The organism is Zunongwangia sp. SCSIO 43204 (assembly GCF_019904275.1).
GTDB classification, from domain to species: Bacteria; Bacteroidota; Bacteroidia; order Flavobacteriales; family Flavobacteriaceae; genus Zunongwangia; species Zunongwangia mangrovi.
In genome coordinates this window covers 1,496,283-1,511,284 of the sequence record NZ_CP063204.1, presented here as the reverse complement: position 1 = coordinate 1,511,284, position 15,002 = coordinate 1,496,283, and the positions used below count along the sequence as shown (strand labels likewise).

Annotated in this window: 23 protein-coding genes; 21 read left to right on the top strand and 2 right to left on the bottom strand. The window is 36.9% G+C overall.

Features of this window, described 5'->3' with window-relative positions:
• Window positions 1–10: 10 nt before the first annotated feature.
• Window positions 11–772, bottom strand: a complete 762-nt coding sequence (locus INR75_RS06805) for a hypothetical protein (RefSeq protein WP_223091306.1) — start codon at window positions 770–772, stop codon at window positions 11–13.
• On the opposite strand from INR75_RS06805, the gene INR75_RS06800 reads away from it, so the two are divergent.
• Window positions 742–978, top strand: a complete 237-nt coding sequence (locus tag INR75_RS06800; RefSeq protein ID WP_370629905.1) for a hypothetical protein — start codon at window positions 742–744, stop codon at window positions 976–978. The genes INR75_RS06805 and INR75_RS06800 overlap by 31 nt on opposite strands.
• On the opposite strand, the gene INR75_RS06795 is transcribed toward INR75_RS06800, so the two are convergent.
• A complete protein-coding gene (locus tag INR75_RS06795) occupies window positions 953–1,297 on the bottom strand; it encodes a hypothetical protein (protein ID WP_223091304.1) in 345 nt (114 codons plus the stop codon). The genes INR75_RS06800 and INR75_RS06795 overlap by 26 nt on opposite strands.
• Window positions 1,298–1,437: 140 nt before the next feature.
• Between INR75_RS06795 and INR75_RS06790 the strand changes: the two genes are divergently transcribed.
• From INR75_RS06790 to INR75_RS20425, 20 genes are all read left to right on the top strand, one after another.
• The gene (locus tag INR75_RS06790) at window positions 1,438–1,764 is read left to right on the top strand and encodes a response regulator transcription factor (protein WP_223091303.1); all 327 of its coding nucleotides are present in this window, start codon (window positions 1,438–1,440) and stop codon (window positions 1,762–1,764) included.
• Window positions 1,764–2,069, top strand: coding sequence for a hypothetical protein (locus INR75_RS06785; protein ID WP_223091302.1), 306 nt, complete (start codon window positions 1,764–1,766; stop codon window positions 2,067–2,069). Before INR75_RS06790 ends, INR75_RS06785 begins: the two co-directional genes overlap by 1 nt.
• 1 nt (window position 2,070) lies before the next feature.
• Window positions 2,071–2,481, top strand: coding sequence for a hypothetical protein (locus INR75_RS06780; RefSeq protein WP_223091301.1), 411 nt, complete (start codon window positions 2,071–2,073; stop codon window positions 2,479–2,481).
• Window positions 2,478–2,729, top strand: coding sequence for a hypothetical protein (locus tag INR75_RS06775; RefSeq protein ID WP_223091300.1), 252 nt, complete (start codon window positions 2,478–2,480; stop codon window positions 2,727–2,729). Before INR75_RS06780 ends, INR75_RS06775 begins: the two co-directional genes overlap by 4 nt.
• Window positions 2,716–2,916, top strand: a complete 201-nt coding sequence (locus INR75_RS06770; RefSeq protein ID WP_223091299.1) for a hypothetical protein — start codon at window positions 2,716–2,718, stop codon at window positions 2,914–2,916. Before INR75_RS06775 ends, INR75_RS06770 begins: the two co-directional genes overlap by 14 nt.
• A 125-nt stretch (window positions 2,917–3,041) precedes the next feature.
• Window positions 3,042–3,884 (top strand): Rad52/Rad22 family DNA repair protein, encoded by an 843-nt coding sequence (locus INR75_RS06765; RefSeq protein WP_223091298.1) that lies wholly within the window; start codon window positions 3,042–3,044, stop codon window positions 3,882–3,884.
• 11 nt (window positions 3,885–3,895) lie between these two features.
• Window positions 3,896–4,876, top strand: coding sequence for a PD-(D/E)XK nuclease-like domain-containing protein (locus INR75_RS06760; RefSeq protein WP_223091297.1), 981 nt, complete (start codon window positions 3,896–3,898; stop codon window positions 4,874–4,876).
• A gap of 3 nt (window positions 4,877–4,879) precedes the next feature.
• Window positions 4,880–5,074, top strand: a complete 195-nt coding sequence (locus tag INR75_RS06755) for a hypothetical protein (RefSeq protein ID WP_223091296.1) — start codon at window positions 4,880–4,882, stop codon at window positions 5,072–5,074.
• Complete coding sequence (locus INR75_RS06750) at window positions 5,071–5,514, top strand: hypothetical protein (protein WP_223091295.1); 444 nt, start codon at window positions 5,071–5,073, stop codon at window positions 5,512–5,514. Before INR75_RS06755 ends, INR75_RS06750 begins: the two co-directional genes overlap by 4 nt.
• Window positions 5,514–5,783, top strand: a complete 270-nt coding sequence (locus INR75_RS06745) for a hypothetical protein (protein ID WP_223091294.1) — start codon at window positions 5,514–5,516, stop codon at window positions 5,781–5,783. Before INR75_RS06750 ends, INR75_RS06745 begins: the two co-directional genes overlap by 1 nt.
• A gap of 2 nt (window positions 5,784–5,785) precedes the next feature.
• Window positions 5,786–6,400 carry a hypothetical protein gene (locus INR75_RS06740; RefSeq protein ID WP_223091293.1) on the top strand — a complete coding sequence of 205 codons (615 nt, stop codon included), beginning with the start codon at window positions 5,786–5,788 and terminating at the stop codon, window positions 6,398–6,400.
• Window positions 6,401–6,431: 31 nt separating this feature from the next.
• Window positions 6,432–8,105 (top strand): DEAD/DEAH box helicase, encoded by a 1,674-nt coding sequence (locus INR75_RS06735; RefSeq protein ID WP_223091292.1) that lies wholly within the window; start codon window positions 6,432–6,434, stop codon window positions 8,103–8,105.
• Window positions 8,106–8,230: 125 nt separating this feature from the next.
• Window positions 8,231–8,422, top strand: coding sequence for a hypothetical protein (locus INR75_RS06730; protein ID WP_223091291.1), 192 nt, complete (start codon window positions 8,231–8,233; stop codon window positions 8,420–8,422).
• A 10-nt stretch (window positions 8,423–8,432) separates the two neighbouring features.
• Entirely contained in the window at window positions 8,433–8,948 is a 516-nt protein-coding gene (locus tag INR75_RS06725) for a hypothetical protein (RefSeq protein ID WP_223091290.1), read from the top strand.
• A gap of 7 nt (window positions 8,949–8,955) precedes the next feature.
• Window positions 8,956–9,750, top strand: a complete 795-nt coding sequence (locus INR75_RS06720; RefSeq protein ID WP_223091289.1) for a DUF4373 domain-containing protein — start codon at window positions 8,956–8,958, stop codon at window positions 9,748–9,750.
• A complete protein-coding gene (locus INR75_RS06715) occupies window positions 9,662–10,510 on the top strand; it encodes a hypothetical protein (RefSeq protein ID WP_223091288.1) in 849 nt (282 codons plus the stop codon). Before INR75_RS06720 ends, INR75_RS06715 begins: the two co-directional genes overlap by 89 nt.
• A gap of 29 nt (window positions 10,511–10,539) precedes the next feature.
• A complete protein-coding gene (locus INR75_RS06710; RefSeq protein ID WP_223091287.1) occupies window positions 10,540–13,089 on the top strand; it encodes a DNA methyltransferase in 2,550 nt (849 codons plus the stop codon).
• A gap of 1 nt (window position 13,090) precedes the next feature.
• On the top strand, window positions 13,091–14,287 hold the full coding sequence (locus INR75_RS06705; RefSeq protein WP_223091286.1) for a phosphoadenosine phosphosulfate reductase family protein: 1,197 nt from the start codon (window positions 13,091–13,093) through the stop codon (window positions 14,285–14,287).
• A 123-nt stretch (window positions 14,288–14,410) separates the two neighbouring features.
• A complete protein-coding gene (locus INR75_RS06700; RefSeq protein ID WP_223091285.1) occupies window positions 14,411–14,842 on the top strand; it encodes a hypothetical protein in 432 nt (143 codons plus the stop codon).
• Window positions 14,839–14,964 carry a hypothetical protein gene (locus INR75_RS20425; protein ID WP_255584662.1) on the top strand — a complete coding sequence of 42 codons (126 nt, stop codon included), beginning with the start codon at window positions 14,839–14,841 and terminating at the stop codon, window positions 14,962–14,964. The genes INR75_RS06700 and INR75_RS20425 overlap by 4 nt, the downstream gene beginning before the upstream one ends.
• Window positions 14,965–15,002: the final 38 nt, after the last annotated feature.

Genomic DNA, 15,002 nt, shown 5'->3' with positions numbered 1-15,002 from the left:
AAGTATGTATTTAAAAATCTGACATCACTCTCAATACATTACATATGTAGGAGCATTCAGATACGTTAATCTTAAAATCCGGAAAACGCTTTTTGTCCTTATTTAGAGAATACAACTCAAGCTCTCCAGTCTCAGTGTTATGAGATCTCACCTTTTTAAATATTATTCCCCTTGTGTTGTGAAAAAAGCAGAAAACCTTTACTGATTCAATATGAAGTTTATTTCTCCAATGTATTTTAGGTATGGACCTGCAATACACCCAGTCGCCTTCAACGAGACTATATTTAGAGCCTTCAAAATCTGCTGTACTATCATCCATACTCACGCCTTCAACTTCAATTTTAAACCATTTGGAACCATTTGAAGAAGGATATTTTATAGATAATTTTTCAGTCTCCATTTTCTTAAGCGCGAGATCATCATAAAATGCGTTTTCTAATCCGCCACGTCCTTTAACAGGAATTACGATTACTTCTTTCTCAGGCTTGTCGGAATCATCAATTATTTTTCCTTCAGGTTGAAATTCTGGTTCTTCATTATTTGAATCTTTTAAAGACCCTTTACCTGTTAAGATCCATGTTGAATTTAATCCAAAAGCTTCGGAAAACTTCTCTATAAAAGAATCAGTAAGATATTTATCATTTCCTTTCAAAGCGGATGAAACAGAAGATTTATTTACATTCATTTTATCAACAATATCCTGTTGTTTTGTTATAATCTGCTTTCCTTTTAAATAGGCTACTGCTTTCTCAATTCTTTCTAATTTACTCACAATCCAAACTTTGTTTGTATATTTGTATTAATTCAAATTCGATAATTATGTCTGATAAAGAAATTGCCTTAGAACTTACTAAACTTGATGTGATTCTATCTGCTATATCTGCGAAACATATGATCACTCATACTTGTGATGGAACCCTGTTAGATGCAAAAACAATTTTCAATAAACATCTTAACCAGGATAAACCACAGGAATAGAAAATTTAATTCTGGAAGTGGTAGAACTCACTGTTTGCATATTCTTTTCACCTCCTGCTTCCAGCATTTTAATCACATTTATCCCACCTTTCTTCTTAGTATCAGTAGTATCCCCAACACTTACTGCAACATCTATCTCAATAGGACATACTTCTCGTTTATTCAATACAATTTTGGTGCTGCTTTTAGTACCCATTGCTGAATTTTGTGTCGCGTTTATAATAGCAGTACTTCCAGACTTTTTAATCTCTTCCTGAGCCTCTGAAACCCCTGCAATTACTTCGGTTAACACCTCTTTTATAAACTCCTTTAACTCCATAAAATAAATTTTAACATTATTAACTACAAACTTTGTTTGTAATACGAACTTTGTTTGTATATTTGTAATGTGATTACAACAAAGTAATGATAAAAAAAGCAAACCAAGAAAATTCTAAACCAATTTGAGATTAAAATCCTATGGAATTACTATCAAAAACAGAATACAAGGTTGCTGAACATGTTACGAGGGGATTAAGTGAAAAGGAAATTGCAGCACAAATGTTTATCAGTCCAAAAACGGTACATAACCACACCTACAACATTCGCAAAAAATGGAACGCAAGAAGTGCGGTTGACATTTGCCGCATGTTCATCTTAAGACTTGACAATCCTCGTCAATTCTTCGCAACAATCATCTGTTTAACGATTCAATTCCATGTGATTTTCAATGGTGAGGAAATGGATTTAAGACGTCCAGTAAGAACATCAGTAAGAGTAAGATCGGGAAGAAAAAATAAAGACTAATGAAGACACAAGAAATCATGGCTGTGCCACTGTTAAATGAAGAATTTGGAAATCCTATAAGTGAGAAGCTTTCCAACCTGTTACGCTCACATATTACTAAAGATGATCGTGCGAATGTTTCAACTACTACAGGGATAGGATCATCCACAGTTAGAAACATTGTTTTCAGGTCTACTACCCTTACAGAAGATAATTCAAAAGCAGCTATTGAGCTTGTAAATGTAGCCATCAAGAACTGCGAAACAACTATAGCTAACGCCAATAAAGCGAAGCAAGAACTCAAGTTAATCTTAAAATCAAATTAGTATGAAAACTCCTGTCTTAAAAGCTGAATTAATCAGGAAATACCCAGAACTAAATGATCAGATCATTGAAGAGGGTATCGAAACAATTGCATTGAGGCTGATATCAATGAATAAGTTTCAAAAGATCTCTGAAGCTAAACAATACATCAAGGAAGTGCTTTCTAAGCTTCTTAACGAGTGCTACAGAATGCGCTTTAGCAGAATCCTTATGAGTATTGATCAAACTGGTTTAGGATTATCCAAATCTTTTAGAGTTTCTGTGCGTAGGGAAATGGTTTGCCAATGGTCTATCCTAAACTTCTTCAGTGGTCTTAACTATCAAAGATCTTCTTTATGTAAAGCGGTACACGGTGCACTTGGAATTATCAAAAGGATGCCAGAAAACACCTCTTATAAAGTTGCCCAGTCATGAAAGTGGTAAACCTACAGGGAAAAATTCAAACCGATTACAGTGTAAAAGCTGTACAGGTAGAAGGAAAAGAATTTGCCATTGTAAAGCTGTATATGAGGCTTCCTAATACAGATAAGTATTTCCTATTAGAAAATATAATCGCAATCAAGTTCGACACTTTCAAAGACAATTTAAGAGCCGGCTTATTAAAAGCTGAAGAGAGCTGGGGCTTAGAGCTATTAAAATTAGATATCAGTGAATCAGCTTGATTATAGGGTTCAAACCTTAATCGATGATCAAATAGCAAGTATCAATCATGAACGCATCAACCGCATATCAATTCCTGAAGCCATCCCTGGAGCAATTGAGCGACTTGGAAAAGGAGGAGCTGTGCAGATTGATCAAAGGGGAACCGAGACCGGAGAAAAAGAAGGAATACGACCCGATAGCAACTAAGGAAGATTTCAAAAAGCTGCTTTTAAAAACGTGCTTAAAATATTAACCCCGGTTGCTGATTACCGGGGTTATAGAAATAACTCATTACAAGTTAAATCAAAAAATCATTTCAAAGATAGTCAATTATGAATGAATTACTAACAAAACTTAAAGCGCCTTTAGATATCAATCAAATTGATTTCAGGGTACAGTCGATTACTGCTAAGGGATTTGCAACAATCTTGGCTTATAAAGATGCTCGTGTAGATATGAATAGACTGGATGAAGTTTGCGGCGCTCTTTGGCAGGATGAATACGAGCTTATTGATGGTCAGTTATTTTGTAAGATCGGGATTAAGATTGATGAAGAATGGGTATGGCGTCAGGATGTAGGTATAGAATCTAATACTGAAGCTACAAAAGGACGTGCCAGCGATGCCTTTAAAAGGGCTGCTTTCCGTTGGGGTATAGGACGTGAATTATACGATTACCCGCGTATCCAATTAATGCTTAAGCAGGATGAATTTACCGTAAATGGAAATAAAGGAAAGCAAACGTATAAGCTAAAGTTAGAAAAGTGGAAATGGAATCTTGAATTAAATAATGATGGTTCTATCAAAAGATTATTAGCACATGATGAGAACGGTTTAAGATTCGATTCATCCAAAGAATTTAACGGTGCTCCAACTGGTGGTAATTATCAAAGTCAACCACAAACGCAAAAATCGAACCCTCCGGCTCAACAGCAAAGACCTGCTACGCAACAACCACAACAAAATACGAATGCTAAGCCTGCGGCTAATGGTAACGCTGAAAAGCCTTGGCTTAATAAGATGAAAGGTAAAGACTTTACGCGGGAGTGGCTGAATGTACTTAAGGCGATCAATAATAAGAAGGTAACCTCTATAGATCAGGTTAAAGCGGTGTACAAGGTGAGCAAAGAGACCGAAGCCCAATTAAACGAAGTATTCAATTTTCAACCAGTATAAATCAAAAAATCATGCAAAACGAAGTAACTCAAGAACCAGTCATAGAATTAAGTCCAAGAGAGCGATTAATAGAAGGATTGAATAGTAAATCAGTTCGCTTGAGCTATTCAACATTAAAACACTTCAATTCTCCAATTAACCTTATAAACTACAAGTTAAAAGAATTTAAGCCTAATGACAGTATGACTTTTGGAAGTGTATGTGACTGCTTATTACTCACTCCTGATGATTTCGATAATAAATTCAAGGTCATTAATTCTGTTCCTTCAACTGATAATCAAATAGGGTTTGCTGATGCTCTAATTCAATTATCAAAATATAACGGATATGACAATATCATGATAGAACTATCCAATGAAATCATTGAGAAGGAATTTAAGAAGTTCTATAAACGAGGAGATGCATTAAAAACTTTCGATTCATTAAAAGAATATATAGAAGGTAGTGTAAAAGGAAAAACTTTAATAACTCCCGAAATGAAGGCTGAAGCCGACGACGTCTGCAATAATTTATTAGACCAAGATGATATACAAATTTTATTCAGTCAAATAACAGAAGTTCAAAAGAAAGTTGAATGGAAAGAAAACGGCTGGGATTTTATAGGCTACCTAGATATTCTAATGCCTGGACGTATTGTTGATCTTAAGTTTTCAAAAGATGCAAATCCTGAAAGATTTGAAAGAGATATAGCAAATCTGGATTACTTCTTACAAGCAGCTATGTACTGCCATGCTGTTAAGGAATTAGGTATTGAAGAACACCCATCTTATTCATTTCTAGTATTCGATAAAAGCAAGAATTACTCAATTATCGATCTAGACTATTCTTATATCGCTTACGGAATGAAGAAATATAAATATCTGATTCAACAATTGGATAGATGTATTTCAGAAAATGCTTGGGAAGATTCTTTCAACTTCTTCAAAAGGATCTATACAGTTTATAAGCCAAAATGGATTAAGGGTTTTGAACTAAGTAATGATGAAGATTAGATAATGGAGAAGATCCTTTCACTCATAACTGATCATCACACTTTAACCGGTGGGCATTGCGGACTTACAGCCGTCAAAATATCCCAAAGAACCGGGATTGATCTAGCAACAGTAAGAAAGGAACTTAACAAACTATATCAGGCTAAAGAAATCGAAGTAAGAGACGGAGCTCAGGGAAAATTAGTAAGAAAACTATGATCTATAACGGAGAAAAACAATTGGATGCAAATAGAGCTAAAGAGCGCCTAAACTGGCTAATCTCTAAAGGGAAAAGATTTGAACTTAAAGAGAAGCGAGCAAAGCGAACCAGTTCCCAAAACAATTATTTGCATCTGATTCTCTCCTGGTATGCTCTCGAAATGGGTGAAAGCCTTGAATATGTGAAGCAGGAAATATTTAAAAAAATGATCAATGCTGACATTTTCAGATATGAAAGAATCAACAGGGTTACCGGTGAAGTTCGAAATGATTTTAAAAGCACAAGCGAGCTTAACACCAAACAAATGACAACCTGTATCGATCGCTTCAGAAATCATTCATCAAAAGATTTGGGCATCTATTTGCCAGAACCTCATGATATGGCGCTGCTTGACCAAATGCAAAACGAAATTGAAAATCAAAAATCCTACTTGTACTAATGGTAACAATAATCGGAACGATAAAAAAGACAGAAAACGAACCATCATTTTTAAAACGTACGGTTCACTTGGAAATGCAAAATGATCAATCCGCATTTGTAGAGTTTAGAGGACCTATCATGCTTACGGTATTAGATCAATTCAAAATTGGAGATCAGGTTGAAATCGACATTTCTTTTAATGGCCATATCTCCAGAAGATCAGGACAGGAATATAATAACCTGGTTGCCGAGAAAATTAAAAAACTGGAATTACAAACATCAATATAATTATGGATTCAATAGAAATTAAATCAGCTAAGATCAAAAACACATTGTTTCTTGATTTCTCCTACACCAAAAAAGAAGGTGTAAAAACCGATGATATCAACCAAAGCTCAGACCTTCCTTTCCATGAGGATTGCAAGCAGGCATTTTTAAACCTGTTACCGCATTTCCTTTTGATCTGTGAACAGGAGAAAGAATCAAAGCTTAAGAAGCTTATTAAATCAGACACAATAAGCCAGGAAGATGAGACCTTACAAAATTATGAAATCACGGCTTTTAAAATTGGTGGTACCGGTGATAGTGAAGGTGTAACCTTAACCGGAAAGAAATTTCTTGGTACTGGAAAAACTTTAAACCTGAACACTCCTTTTCTAAGGTTCGATGATGAAGACTACCGCTACGGGATGGAGCTTGTAGAAGCGATCGAGGTTTTAAAAACTGAAGTATACCAATATATGACTGGCGCAAAACACGCTCCTATTGCTCAGCAATCAATGTCTTTCGATGAAGCTTTTGACGGTGAAGAAGAAGATCCTGTGGAAAATGCAAAGGAGACATTTAAGGATCTCAAAAAGAAGGGATATAAAATTGAAGTTTCAACTTCAGAAGATGCTGCATAAAAATCAATAGTTAAATCAAAAAATCACAGAAATGCAGATACTCCAATATCCTACAGAATTTCATATTCATATTCCTTTTGACCATTGGAAAGATAGAAATCTTGAAGCTGTAAAGAATCTATCCGTAAGACGGTTTGACTATAAAAAAAAGATATGGATTGCACCGGCTTCAATAGCTGCTGAAGTTCTGGAACTTGGAAAAACACACAGAGCTGAAATATTGCAGCCTGAAGTGCAAAAACCGCAGCAGGTAGGGGAATTAAAGCCGCTTCCTGATCTTGATATCAAGTTGCCACTCTCCCACCCTGACGGATTCTATTTAAGAGAATACCAGGGCAAAGGTGTTGCACGTGGGCTGGAACTAAAACGCTACATCAATGGTGATGAGCAAGGTCTTGGAAAAACATTGCAAAGTATAGCTACACTATATGCGGCTAAAATTAAAGGAGAAAATCCTTTCCCTGCATTAATTATTTGTCCTGCATCAATGAAAGATACATGGCAAAGGGAATGGCACAACTGGACAGATGTAAAGGCGATGATCTTAGATGATAGGAATAAAAACACGTGGCAGCGATTTCACGAGCTGGGAATGGCAGATGTATTTATTACCAACTACGAGAGCCTTAAAAAGTTTTTCGTTCAGTACATGCCCCCAAAAGGCAAAATGCGCAATAGTATGGATATTAAAATGAAGCCTACAGTGGACCTTTTAAAATCTGTTGTTATTGATGAAAGCCATAGATGTAAGGACACCAAAACGCAGCAAACGAAATTAGCCTTAAGAATTGCGATGAAAAAAGAATGGGTAATTCTTCTTACTGGAACTCCTGTAGTGAATAAGCCTATTGATCTTTTTCCACAGCTGGCCATTATGGGCCACTTAAATAAGTTCGGTGGTAGAAAGGGATTTTTAACCCGGTACTGTGAAGGTGGCCGTGGCGCATCCAATTTAAAGGAACTCAATTATATGCTTAACACGCATTGTTTTTTCCGTAGGGAAAAGAAAGATGTTGCTAAAGATCTTCCCGAGAAACAACGCCAAACCATCCTTTGTGATATCACTACCAGAACGCAGTACAATAGAGCTAAGAATGAGTTTGTAAAATACCTGGAAGATCAGGGGTTAGATGATGCTGAAATAGCTAAGAAGCTTCGCGGTGAGATCATGGTTAAAATGGGCGAGCTTAAACGAATATCAGCACTTGGTAAGCTTAATGAGGTTAAGGAATTTGTAAATGAGGTAATGGAGAGCGGCGAAAAGCTGATTTTATTTGCCAGTCTTCATGCTATTGTAGATGAAATGAAAGCAGCCTATCCTCATGCGGTTACGGTTACCGGTAGAGATAACCAGGTACAGAAGCAAACTTCTATTGATCGATTCCAAAATGATCCTGAGTGTAAACTGATTATCTGTAACATCAAAGCAGCAGGTGTAGGTATTACGCTCACAGCAAGCTCAAGAGTAGCTTTTATTGAATATCCATGGACTTATTCGGATTGTGTGCAATGTGAGGATAGAGCGCACCGTATAGGGCAAAAAAATAATGTGATGGTTACTTACTTCTTAGGACACAAAACAATTGATGAGCAAATGTTTGAATTGATCAAGAGTAAAGCGGACACGGCAAATACGATCACAGGAGCTACGGATCAGATGGAAACGAGCTATGTAGATAAAATGATTTCAATGTTTAAAGAATAAGTTATGGAAGAAGCAAGACAGGAACTGATCGATTTTATAATAGAAAATGAGTTTATAAGTGCTCCAAGATTAAGACAAAAGTTTGTAAGGCTGGTTGATGAACTAATTGATAAAGTAAAATAATTATGAATAGAGCTATTAATGTTTTAAAAAATAGAATTGGTTCACTCAACGAGTGTATAAAAGATTCTCAAAAAGTTGTAGATGAGCCCGAAATGCTTTGTGATTATGAGTTCGCAATGAATGACATTGCAAACTATGAATTGGAAATACTGGAGTTACAAAAAGCTATTCAAATTCTATTAACAGTAAAATAATTTCAATGTTATGACTATAGGATATACAACAAAATGGCCTAAATCGATGGGCAAAGAATATGCAGGAAAACCGAATCATTTTGTAGAGAAGATTTGGCAATCATTCCCTGATGAATTTACCGCAGATGTTTTTACTGAATATCTGGATGGTATGGATGAACTGTACGATTTTGATATTGATGCTAATTTAATGCGTCCAAAACGTCACACCATGCGTAACGATGCTAAAGATCGATGGAAAGTAGGAATGAAAATACACCCGGTTATTCTTAACCGCACTAAGGATCGCTTTCAATTTGCACCTATTTTGGAAGTTAAGGGCATTCAGAAGATTGATATTGCAAATCCTTATCCTAATAATGATGATTATATGGGTAATGTTTGGGTTGATAATCGAAAACTTAACAGCATAGAATTAGATGAATTAATTCTTAACGATGGTTTTCCATCTGTAGAAGCTTTTTTCCGATGGTTTAATAAAGATTGGAGCGGTAAGATTATTCACTGGACAGATTTAAAATATTAAAAACGATATGGCTAGACCTAAGAAAAAAAACGCTGATTATTTCTCTCACGATTCCGATATGAGGAATGATCCTAAAGTAAAAGCTCTCCGAAGAAAATACGGGATTCAAGGCTATGCGCTATGGTCTATGATCTTAGAAGTTCTTACAGATGCTGATTACTTTGAATACGAATGGAGCGATCTAAACATTGAACTTTTAGCAGGTGATTTTGATATCGAGCCAGACGATTTAAAAGAGTTTGTAGAGTACTGTATTTCTCTAAAATTGATACAAAAAAAGGGAGAAATGATTTTTTCAGAAAAAATGAAAGAGCGGTTTGAAAGTCTACTTAACAAGCGTAACCGTGATCGACAACCCCAAAAAAAAGAGTTATCGACGTCGGAAACCCCAAAAAAAGAAAATACCGTTACCGAAAAACCACAAAGTAAAGTAAAGGAAAGTAAAGTAAAGGAAAGTAAAGTAAAAGAGAGTAAAGTAAAAAAAGAAGAGAGTAACAAAAAAAGCTATCGCTTTTCCCCTCCCTCAAAAAATGATGTTTATGATTTCTTAATCGACAAAAAATTACATCCGGCTTTAGCAAAAAAAGAATCTGAAAAATTTTGTGATTTCTATGATTCAAAAAACTGGTACGTCGGAAAAAACAAAATGAAAAACTGGAAGTCCGCAGCTTCAGGCTGGATCAACCGAATGGATAATTTCAAACCTCAGAGCAATGGAAAATCAAATTCAAACGCAGAACCAACAATTAACCGTCAATCAGCAGAAACTATCCACAGCAATAGCCAAGGTTGGGAATTGTAGCGAAATAACATTTGCAAAAAAAGCTCTTGACTTCAAGAAAATTAGAGATTTTGACTTGAGTATCAGCGAAAATAAAATATATGTTCAGGACGGTTTTAGATTATTATTTACAAAAATTCCAAACCTGTTAGGCATCAAGGAGGCTATTCATGAATTGAATAAAAACGATATCAAAAACATGATCATGATTAAATATTCAATGCTTTCGTTAGAAGAAATTGATTATGCATTCAAACTTGATCGTTGGTCTGGTGATCCTGTTCAACACTTTCAATTATTCAATGCTGAGTACGTGTCTAGAGTTTTAGAACGCTACAAAAATTGGCTTCAAAAAACAAGATTTAATAATAATCTGCCCATAGTAAAATCAGTTAAGAAAAGAGAGCTAACAAGCGAAGAAAAAGAAACGATTGTGGTTACCGGTGTTTTAAACTTCTTTGATGAATTCAAGGAAAATAGGCACATCCCTCCAGGTAGATTTTATGCTTATGATTACCTGTTTGAAAAAAAACTGTTACCGCCACACACTCCAGAGTTTAAAGAAAAGATTAGGCGCAGCGCTATTAAGCATCTAAGCAAAAGTGAAACGCCAGACCGAAAAAAAAGAAAAGACCTAAAGGCTGCACTCAAAGAAATTCAATCAGGAAATAAGAATCAAAGTCGATTAAAATTGAAATGTAAAGAGCTGGTTTTAAAATACTATTTCAATTCATTGATCGCGAGAAATAGAGAACTTCTGGACGAGCTGAGCCAGAATTAAACAGAATAGTTAAATCAAAAAATCACAGAATGAAAAATTACAATGATTTTTTAAAGTCTAAAATTAGATTAGCAAGCAAGGAAGGAATTAAGATAGCTGCTGAAAATATCAATCCTGCCTTAAAGCCTCACAATAAGCTCATGGTTAAATGGCTTGTTGAAGGTGGTAGAAGAGCTTGCTTTGCTTCTTTTGGGCTTCACAAAACCGTTACGCAATTAGAAGCCGTACGGTGTACCTTGGATCAGGTTGGAGGATCTGGATTGATTGTTTGCCCTTTATCGGTTAGAGCCGAATTTATCAGGGATGCAAAAATCAGATTAGGATGGGATGAGCTTCCTAAATTCATCAGAAGAAATTCAGAAATGGAGGGCGATGGTATTTACTTAACCAACTACGAAAGCATTCGCGACGGCAGATTAGATCCTACGGTATTCGATGTGGCAAGCTTAGATGAAGCTTCGGTATTAAGAGGCTTAGGAGGTTCAAAGACTTTCCGAGAATTTATGCGAATCTTTACAGGTGATGGTGGTCCACTTGGTGACCGTAAAGGAAAAGAAGGTGTAAAATACAGATTCGTTGCAACGGCCACTCCATCACCGAATGAATACATAGAGCTATTGGCTTACGCTGATTTCTTGGGAGTAATGGATGTATCACAAGCTAAAACCAGATTCTTTAAACGTGATAGCACGAAAGCCGATAAGCTTACACTTCATGCACACAAAGAGCAAGAGTTTTGGATGTGGGTTGCAAGCTGGGCAATATTCGTGAGTAAACCTTCCGATCTTACCGGTGATCCTAAAGATGATGAAGGTTATATATTACCTGATCTTGATTTGCATTGGCACGAAATACCAACCGATCACTCCAAAGCTGGTACCGAAAAGGACGGACAGTACCGCATGTATGTAGATGCAGCCATAGGACTACCCGCAGCTGCTAAAGAGAAAAGGGAAAGTATTAATGGCAGGGTTGCCAAGATGATGGAACTACGAGATATTAATCCTGATGCTCACAGAATACTTTGGCATGATACCGAACTGGAAAGAAAAGCCATTGCTAAAGCGATTAAAACTTCAGTAAGTGTTTACGGCTCACAAAAGTTAGAATTAAGAGAAGAAGCTATACGAGCTTTTTCCGATGGTGAAATTCAGGAACTAAGTACAAAACCAGTGATCGCTGGATCAGGTTGTAATCTACAAAGGCATTGTAACTGGGCAATCTATTTAGGCATTGGTTACAAATTCAATGACTTCATCCAAAGCATTCACAGGTTAAAAAGATTTGGACAGAAGCATGCAGTAAGAGTTGATTTAATCTACACCGAAGCGGAAAGAAAAATTAAAAAGGATTTAGAGCGCAAGTGGTCTCAGCATAATAAAATGGTTAAGAAAATGACAGAAATAATAAAAAAATACGGTTTATCACATCAAGAAATGGCTCAGGTATTAGAGCGTAAAATGGGAATAGAAAGAATTGTTTCTAGCGGTAAACTCTACGAAGCGGTAAACAATGACAATGTACCGGAAACTAAATCCATGAAAACGGATAGCGTTGGTATGATATTAAGTTCTTTTCCATTCTCAATGCAATACGAGTACTCTCCGAACTATGCCGACTTTGGACATAGTGAGAATAACGAACAGTTCTTTGAACAATGTGACTATTTAACGCCTGAGCTTTTGAGAGTGTTGCAACCTGGTAGAATAGCTGCTATCCACGTGAAAGATCGTATCGTACCGGGAGGCTTAAATGGATTAGGATTTCAGACGGTGTACCCTTTCCATTTGGATTGTATAAACCACTTTGTTAAACATGGCTTTGCCTATATGGGAATGAAAACCATTGTTACCGATGTAGTAAGGGAGAACAATCAAACCTATCGCTTAGGATGGTCAGAGCAATGTAAGGACGGTACCAAAATGAGCTGCGGAATGCCAGAGTATCTATTGCTGTTTAGAAAGCCACAAACGGACACCTCAAAATCTTATGCAGATATCCCAGTGGTAAAAGACAAAGGATCTTATTCTCGTTCCCGTTGGCAAGTGGATGCCCATGGCTTCACACGATCTTCAGGCAATCGTTGTTTGAAACCAGAAGAGCTGGCCAAGCTTGAACATGAAAAGATATTCAAAGAGTTCAAAAGATTCTCCTTGGAAAATGTCTATGACTTTGAGCATCATGTGAAAATTGGTGAAACACTTGACATTACCGGAAAGCTTCCAACTTCTTTTATGTTGCTACAACCACAAAGCTGGAGTGATGACGTTTGGAGTGATGTAACCCGTATGCTTACCCTTAACGGTTCCCAGTGGTCAAAAGGAAAGGAAATGCATCTTTGCCCATTGCAATTTGATATTGTTGATCGGGCAATCACTCAATTCAGTAATGAGGGAGATTTAATATATGATCCATTTGGAGGATTAATGACGGTTCCCTACCGATCCATTCTTTTAAACCGAAGAGGTAAAGGCGTTGAGCTTAATCCTGATTATTGGGCGGATGGTGTTCAGTATTGCAAGGCAGCTGAAAACAAAATGCTTATGCCAACATTGTTTGACACTTTAGAAACTGCGTAGAATGAAAGATCAACTAAATATATTCGGAACTGAAAAGATCACCGTAGCAGAATCAATCGATTTGACCATTGCCAGTATGAAAGAATACGGATCTAGGCATAAACATTGGGCAGCTGCTTGGAGTTGGGGCAAGGATAGTACAACCGTTGTTACTCTAATCACACAGCTGATCACTACAGGCCAGATTCCCAAACCTGAAACCTTTACGATTTTCGCAGCTGATACCAGAATGGAACTACCACCGCTTTGGATCTCTTCGCAGATATTAACCAAGCAACTTGAAGAGCGCGGTGTAAAAGTTAGAATTGTAACCGCACCAATTCACGATCGATTTTTGGTTTACATTCTTGGCCGTGGCGTTCCACCTCCATCAAATACGTTCCGATGGTGTACAGGTCAGATTAAGGTTGAACCAATGGAAGCAGCTCTCGCTGAATTTCAGAGAGAAACCGATGAAAAAATCCTAATGCTTACCGGTGTTCGTTTGGGTGAAAGTGCAATAAGAGATCAGCGTATTAATGTAAGCTGTTCTAAAGACGGTGCAGAGTGCGGACAGGGTTGGTACCAGGAAGGCTTAAAAAATGATATGTGTTCTACCCTTGCACCAATTCTACACTGGCGAGTTTGTAATGTTTGGGATTGGCTAAAGGTATTCGCTCCCATGGACAAGTATGGCGGTTGGAATACTTCAATCCTTGCCGATGCTTACGGAGGTGATGAAGCTGAAGAGAAAAACGCACGTACCGGTTGCATAGGTTGTCCGCTTGCTTCAAAAGATTCAGCGCTTGATCTAATACTCCAAATTGATAAATGGAAGTATCTACAGCCTTTAAAACGCTTAAAGCCGATTTACAGAGAAATGAAACTACCTCAGTATCGATTAAGAAAATCAGGTGGTCAGCGTAGAAAAGATGGAAAGCTAAGCAAGAACCAGCAACGGATGGGACCATTAACCCTTGAAGCGCGTGAGTATTTTCTAAATGAGATTATTAATATTCAGAATGAAATTAATTCAAAAGCAGCTGAGCAAAATAGGCCTAAGATCTTTTTAATCAATTCTGCAGAGTGTAAAGCTATTAAGCAGATGATTAAAGATGAAATATATCCGAATGGTTGGGATGGATCAGAACCTTTAGCAAGCAAGCCATTAGATAAAATGTACAGCGATGGATCAGTAATGAAAAGATTGTTTTATTAGCACAAAGCATTCGCATACTATAGGTTTTAACCTTAAAAAATAGTATATTTGTACTATTATTGAGCTTTCCAAGTCCTACTGAAAAACATAAGGCACGAGATTTCCTTAAGACATATATTCCACTTGTCTACTATTCTGATTGGTATTGATCCGGGAGTAAAGACTGGCGTTGGTGCAATTGACGGAAAAAACAAAGTTGTTGGTTCCATGCCCATTCACCAGGCTATGCAATTTGTATCTGATATTGCAGATAAAAACCTCCCTATTCACATTCGTGTAGAAGATGCGCGCTTACGTAAATGGTTTGGTAATAACGCCAAAGCAAAACAACAAGGTGCAGGATCAGTTAAACGTGATTGCAAGATATGGGAAGACTTTCTTTCCGATATCAAAGCCACTACCAACAGTGACATATCTTTTGAAATGGTACACCCTGTTAAAGGTGGCACCAAGATTAACGCTAAGATGTTCCAGCAGATCACCGGCATTCAGAAAAGGACAAGTGAACATGCACGAGATGCATATATGTTGATTCACAACTTTAGGAGACGATGAACCAAACAATCGAAAAAACAGGAAATGATTTTGAAGTATTAAAAAGCTTCGATCAAAAAGAGATATCCTCTTTAGCCAAAACAGCAAGAGAGATAAAGGCTAACGCTAAAGAGAAAAGTTAATACCAGACTAGGGTAGGCAAGGATGAAATTAACGCTTA

Coding starts and splice junctions, on each gene's coding strand:
- INR75_RS06730 (WP_223091291.1), top strand. CDS start 8,231: ATGAATAGAGCTATTAATGTTTTAAAAAATAGAATTGGTTCACTCAAC.
- INR75_RS06745 (WP_223091294.1), top strand. CDS start 5,514: ATGGTAACAATAATCGGAACGATAAAAAAGACAGAAAACGAACCATCA.
- INR75_RS06715 (WP_223091288.1), top strand. CDS start 9,662: ATGGAAAATCAAATTCAAACGCAGAACCAACAATTAACCGTCAATCAG.
- INR75_RS06740 (WP_223091293.1), top strand. CDS start 5,786: ATGGATTCAATAGAAATTAAATCAGCTAAGATCAAAAACACATTGTTT.
- INR75_RS06710 (WP_223091287.1), top strand. CDS start 10,540: ATGAAAAATTACAATGATTTTTTAAAGTCTAAAATTAGATTAGCAAGC.
- INR75_RS06755 (WP_223091296.1), top strand. CDS start 4,880: ATGGAGAAGATCCTTTCACTCATAACTGATCATCACACTTTAACCGGT.
- INR75_RS20425 (WP_255584662.1), top strand. CDS start 14,839: ATGAACCAAACAATCGAAAAAACAGGAAATGATTTTGAAGTATTAAAA.
- INR75_RS06735 (WP_223091292.1), top strand. CDS start 6,432: ATGCAGATACTCCAATATCCTACAGAATTTCATATTCATATTCCTTTT.
- INR75_RS06795 (WP_223091304.1), bottom strand. CDS start 1,297: ATGGAGTTAAAGGAGTTTATAAAAGAGGTGTTAACCGAAGTAATTGCA.
- INR75_RS06725 (WP_223091290.1), top strand. CDS start 8,433: ATGACTATAGGATATACAACAAAATGGCCTAAATCGATGGGCAAAGAA.
- INR75_RS06790 (WP_223091303.1), top strand. CDS start 1,438: ATGGAATTACTATCAAAAACAGAATACAAGGTTGCTGAACATGTTACG.
- INR75_RS06750 (WP_223091295.1), top strand. CDS start 5,071: ATGATCTATAACGGAGAAAAACAATTGGATGCAAATAGAGCTAAAGAG.
- INR75_RS06705 (WP_223091286.1), top strand. CDS start 13,091: ATGAAAGATCAACTAAATATATTCGGAACTGAAAAGATCACCGTAGCA.
- INR75_RS06780 (WP_223091301.1), top strand. CDS start 2,071: ATGAAAACTCCTGTCTTAAAAGCTGAATTAATCAGGAAATACCCAGAA.
- INR75_RS06760 (WP_223091297.1), top strand. CDS start 3,896: ATGCAAAACGAAGTAACTCAAGAACCAGTCATAGAATTAAGTCCAAGA.
- INR75_RS06765 (WP_223091298.1), top strand. CDS start 3,042: ATGAATGAATTACTAACAAAACTTAAAGCGCCTTTAGATATCAATCAA.
- INR75_RS06720 (WP_223091289.1), top strand. CDS start 8,956: ATGGCTAGACCTAAGAAAAAAAACGCTGATTATTTCTCTCACGATTCC.
- INR75_RS06775 (WP_223091300.1), top strand. CDS start 2,478: ATGAAAGTGGTAAACCTACAGGGAAAAATTCAAACCGATTACAGTGTA.
- INR75_RS06785 (WP_223091302.1), top strand. CDS start 1,764: ATGAAGACACAAGAAATCATGGCTGTGCCACTGTTAAATGAAGAATTT.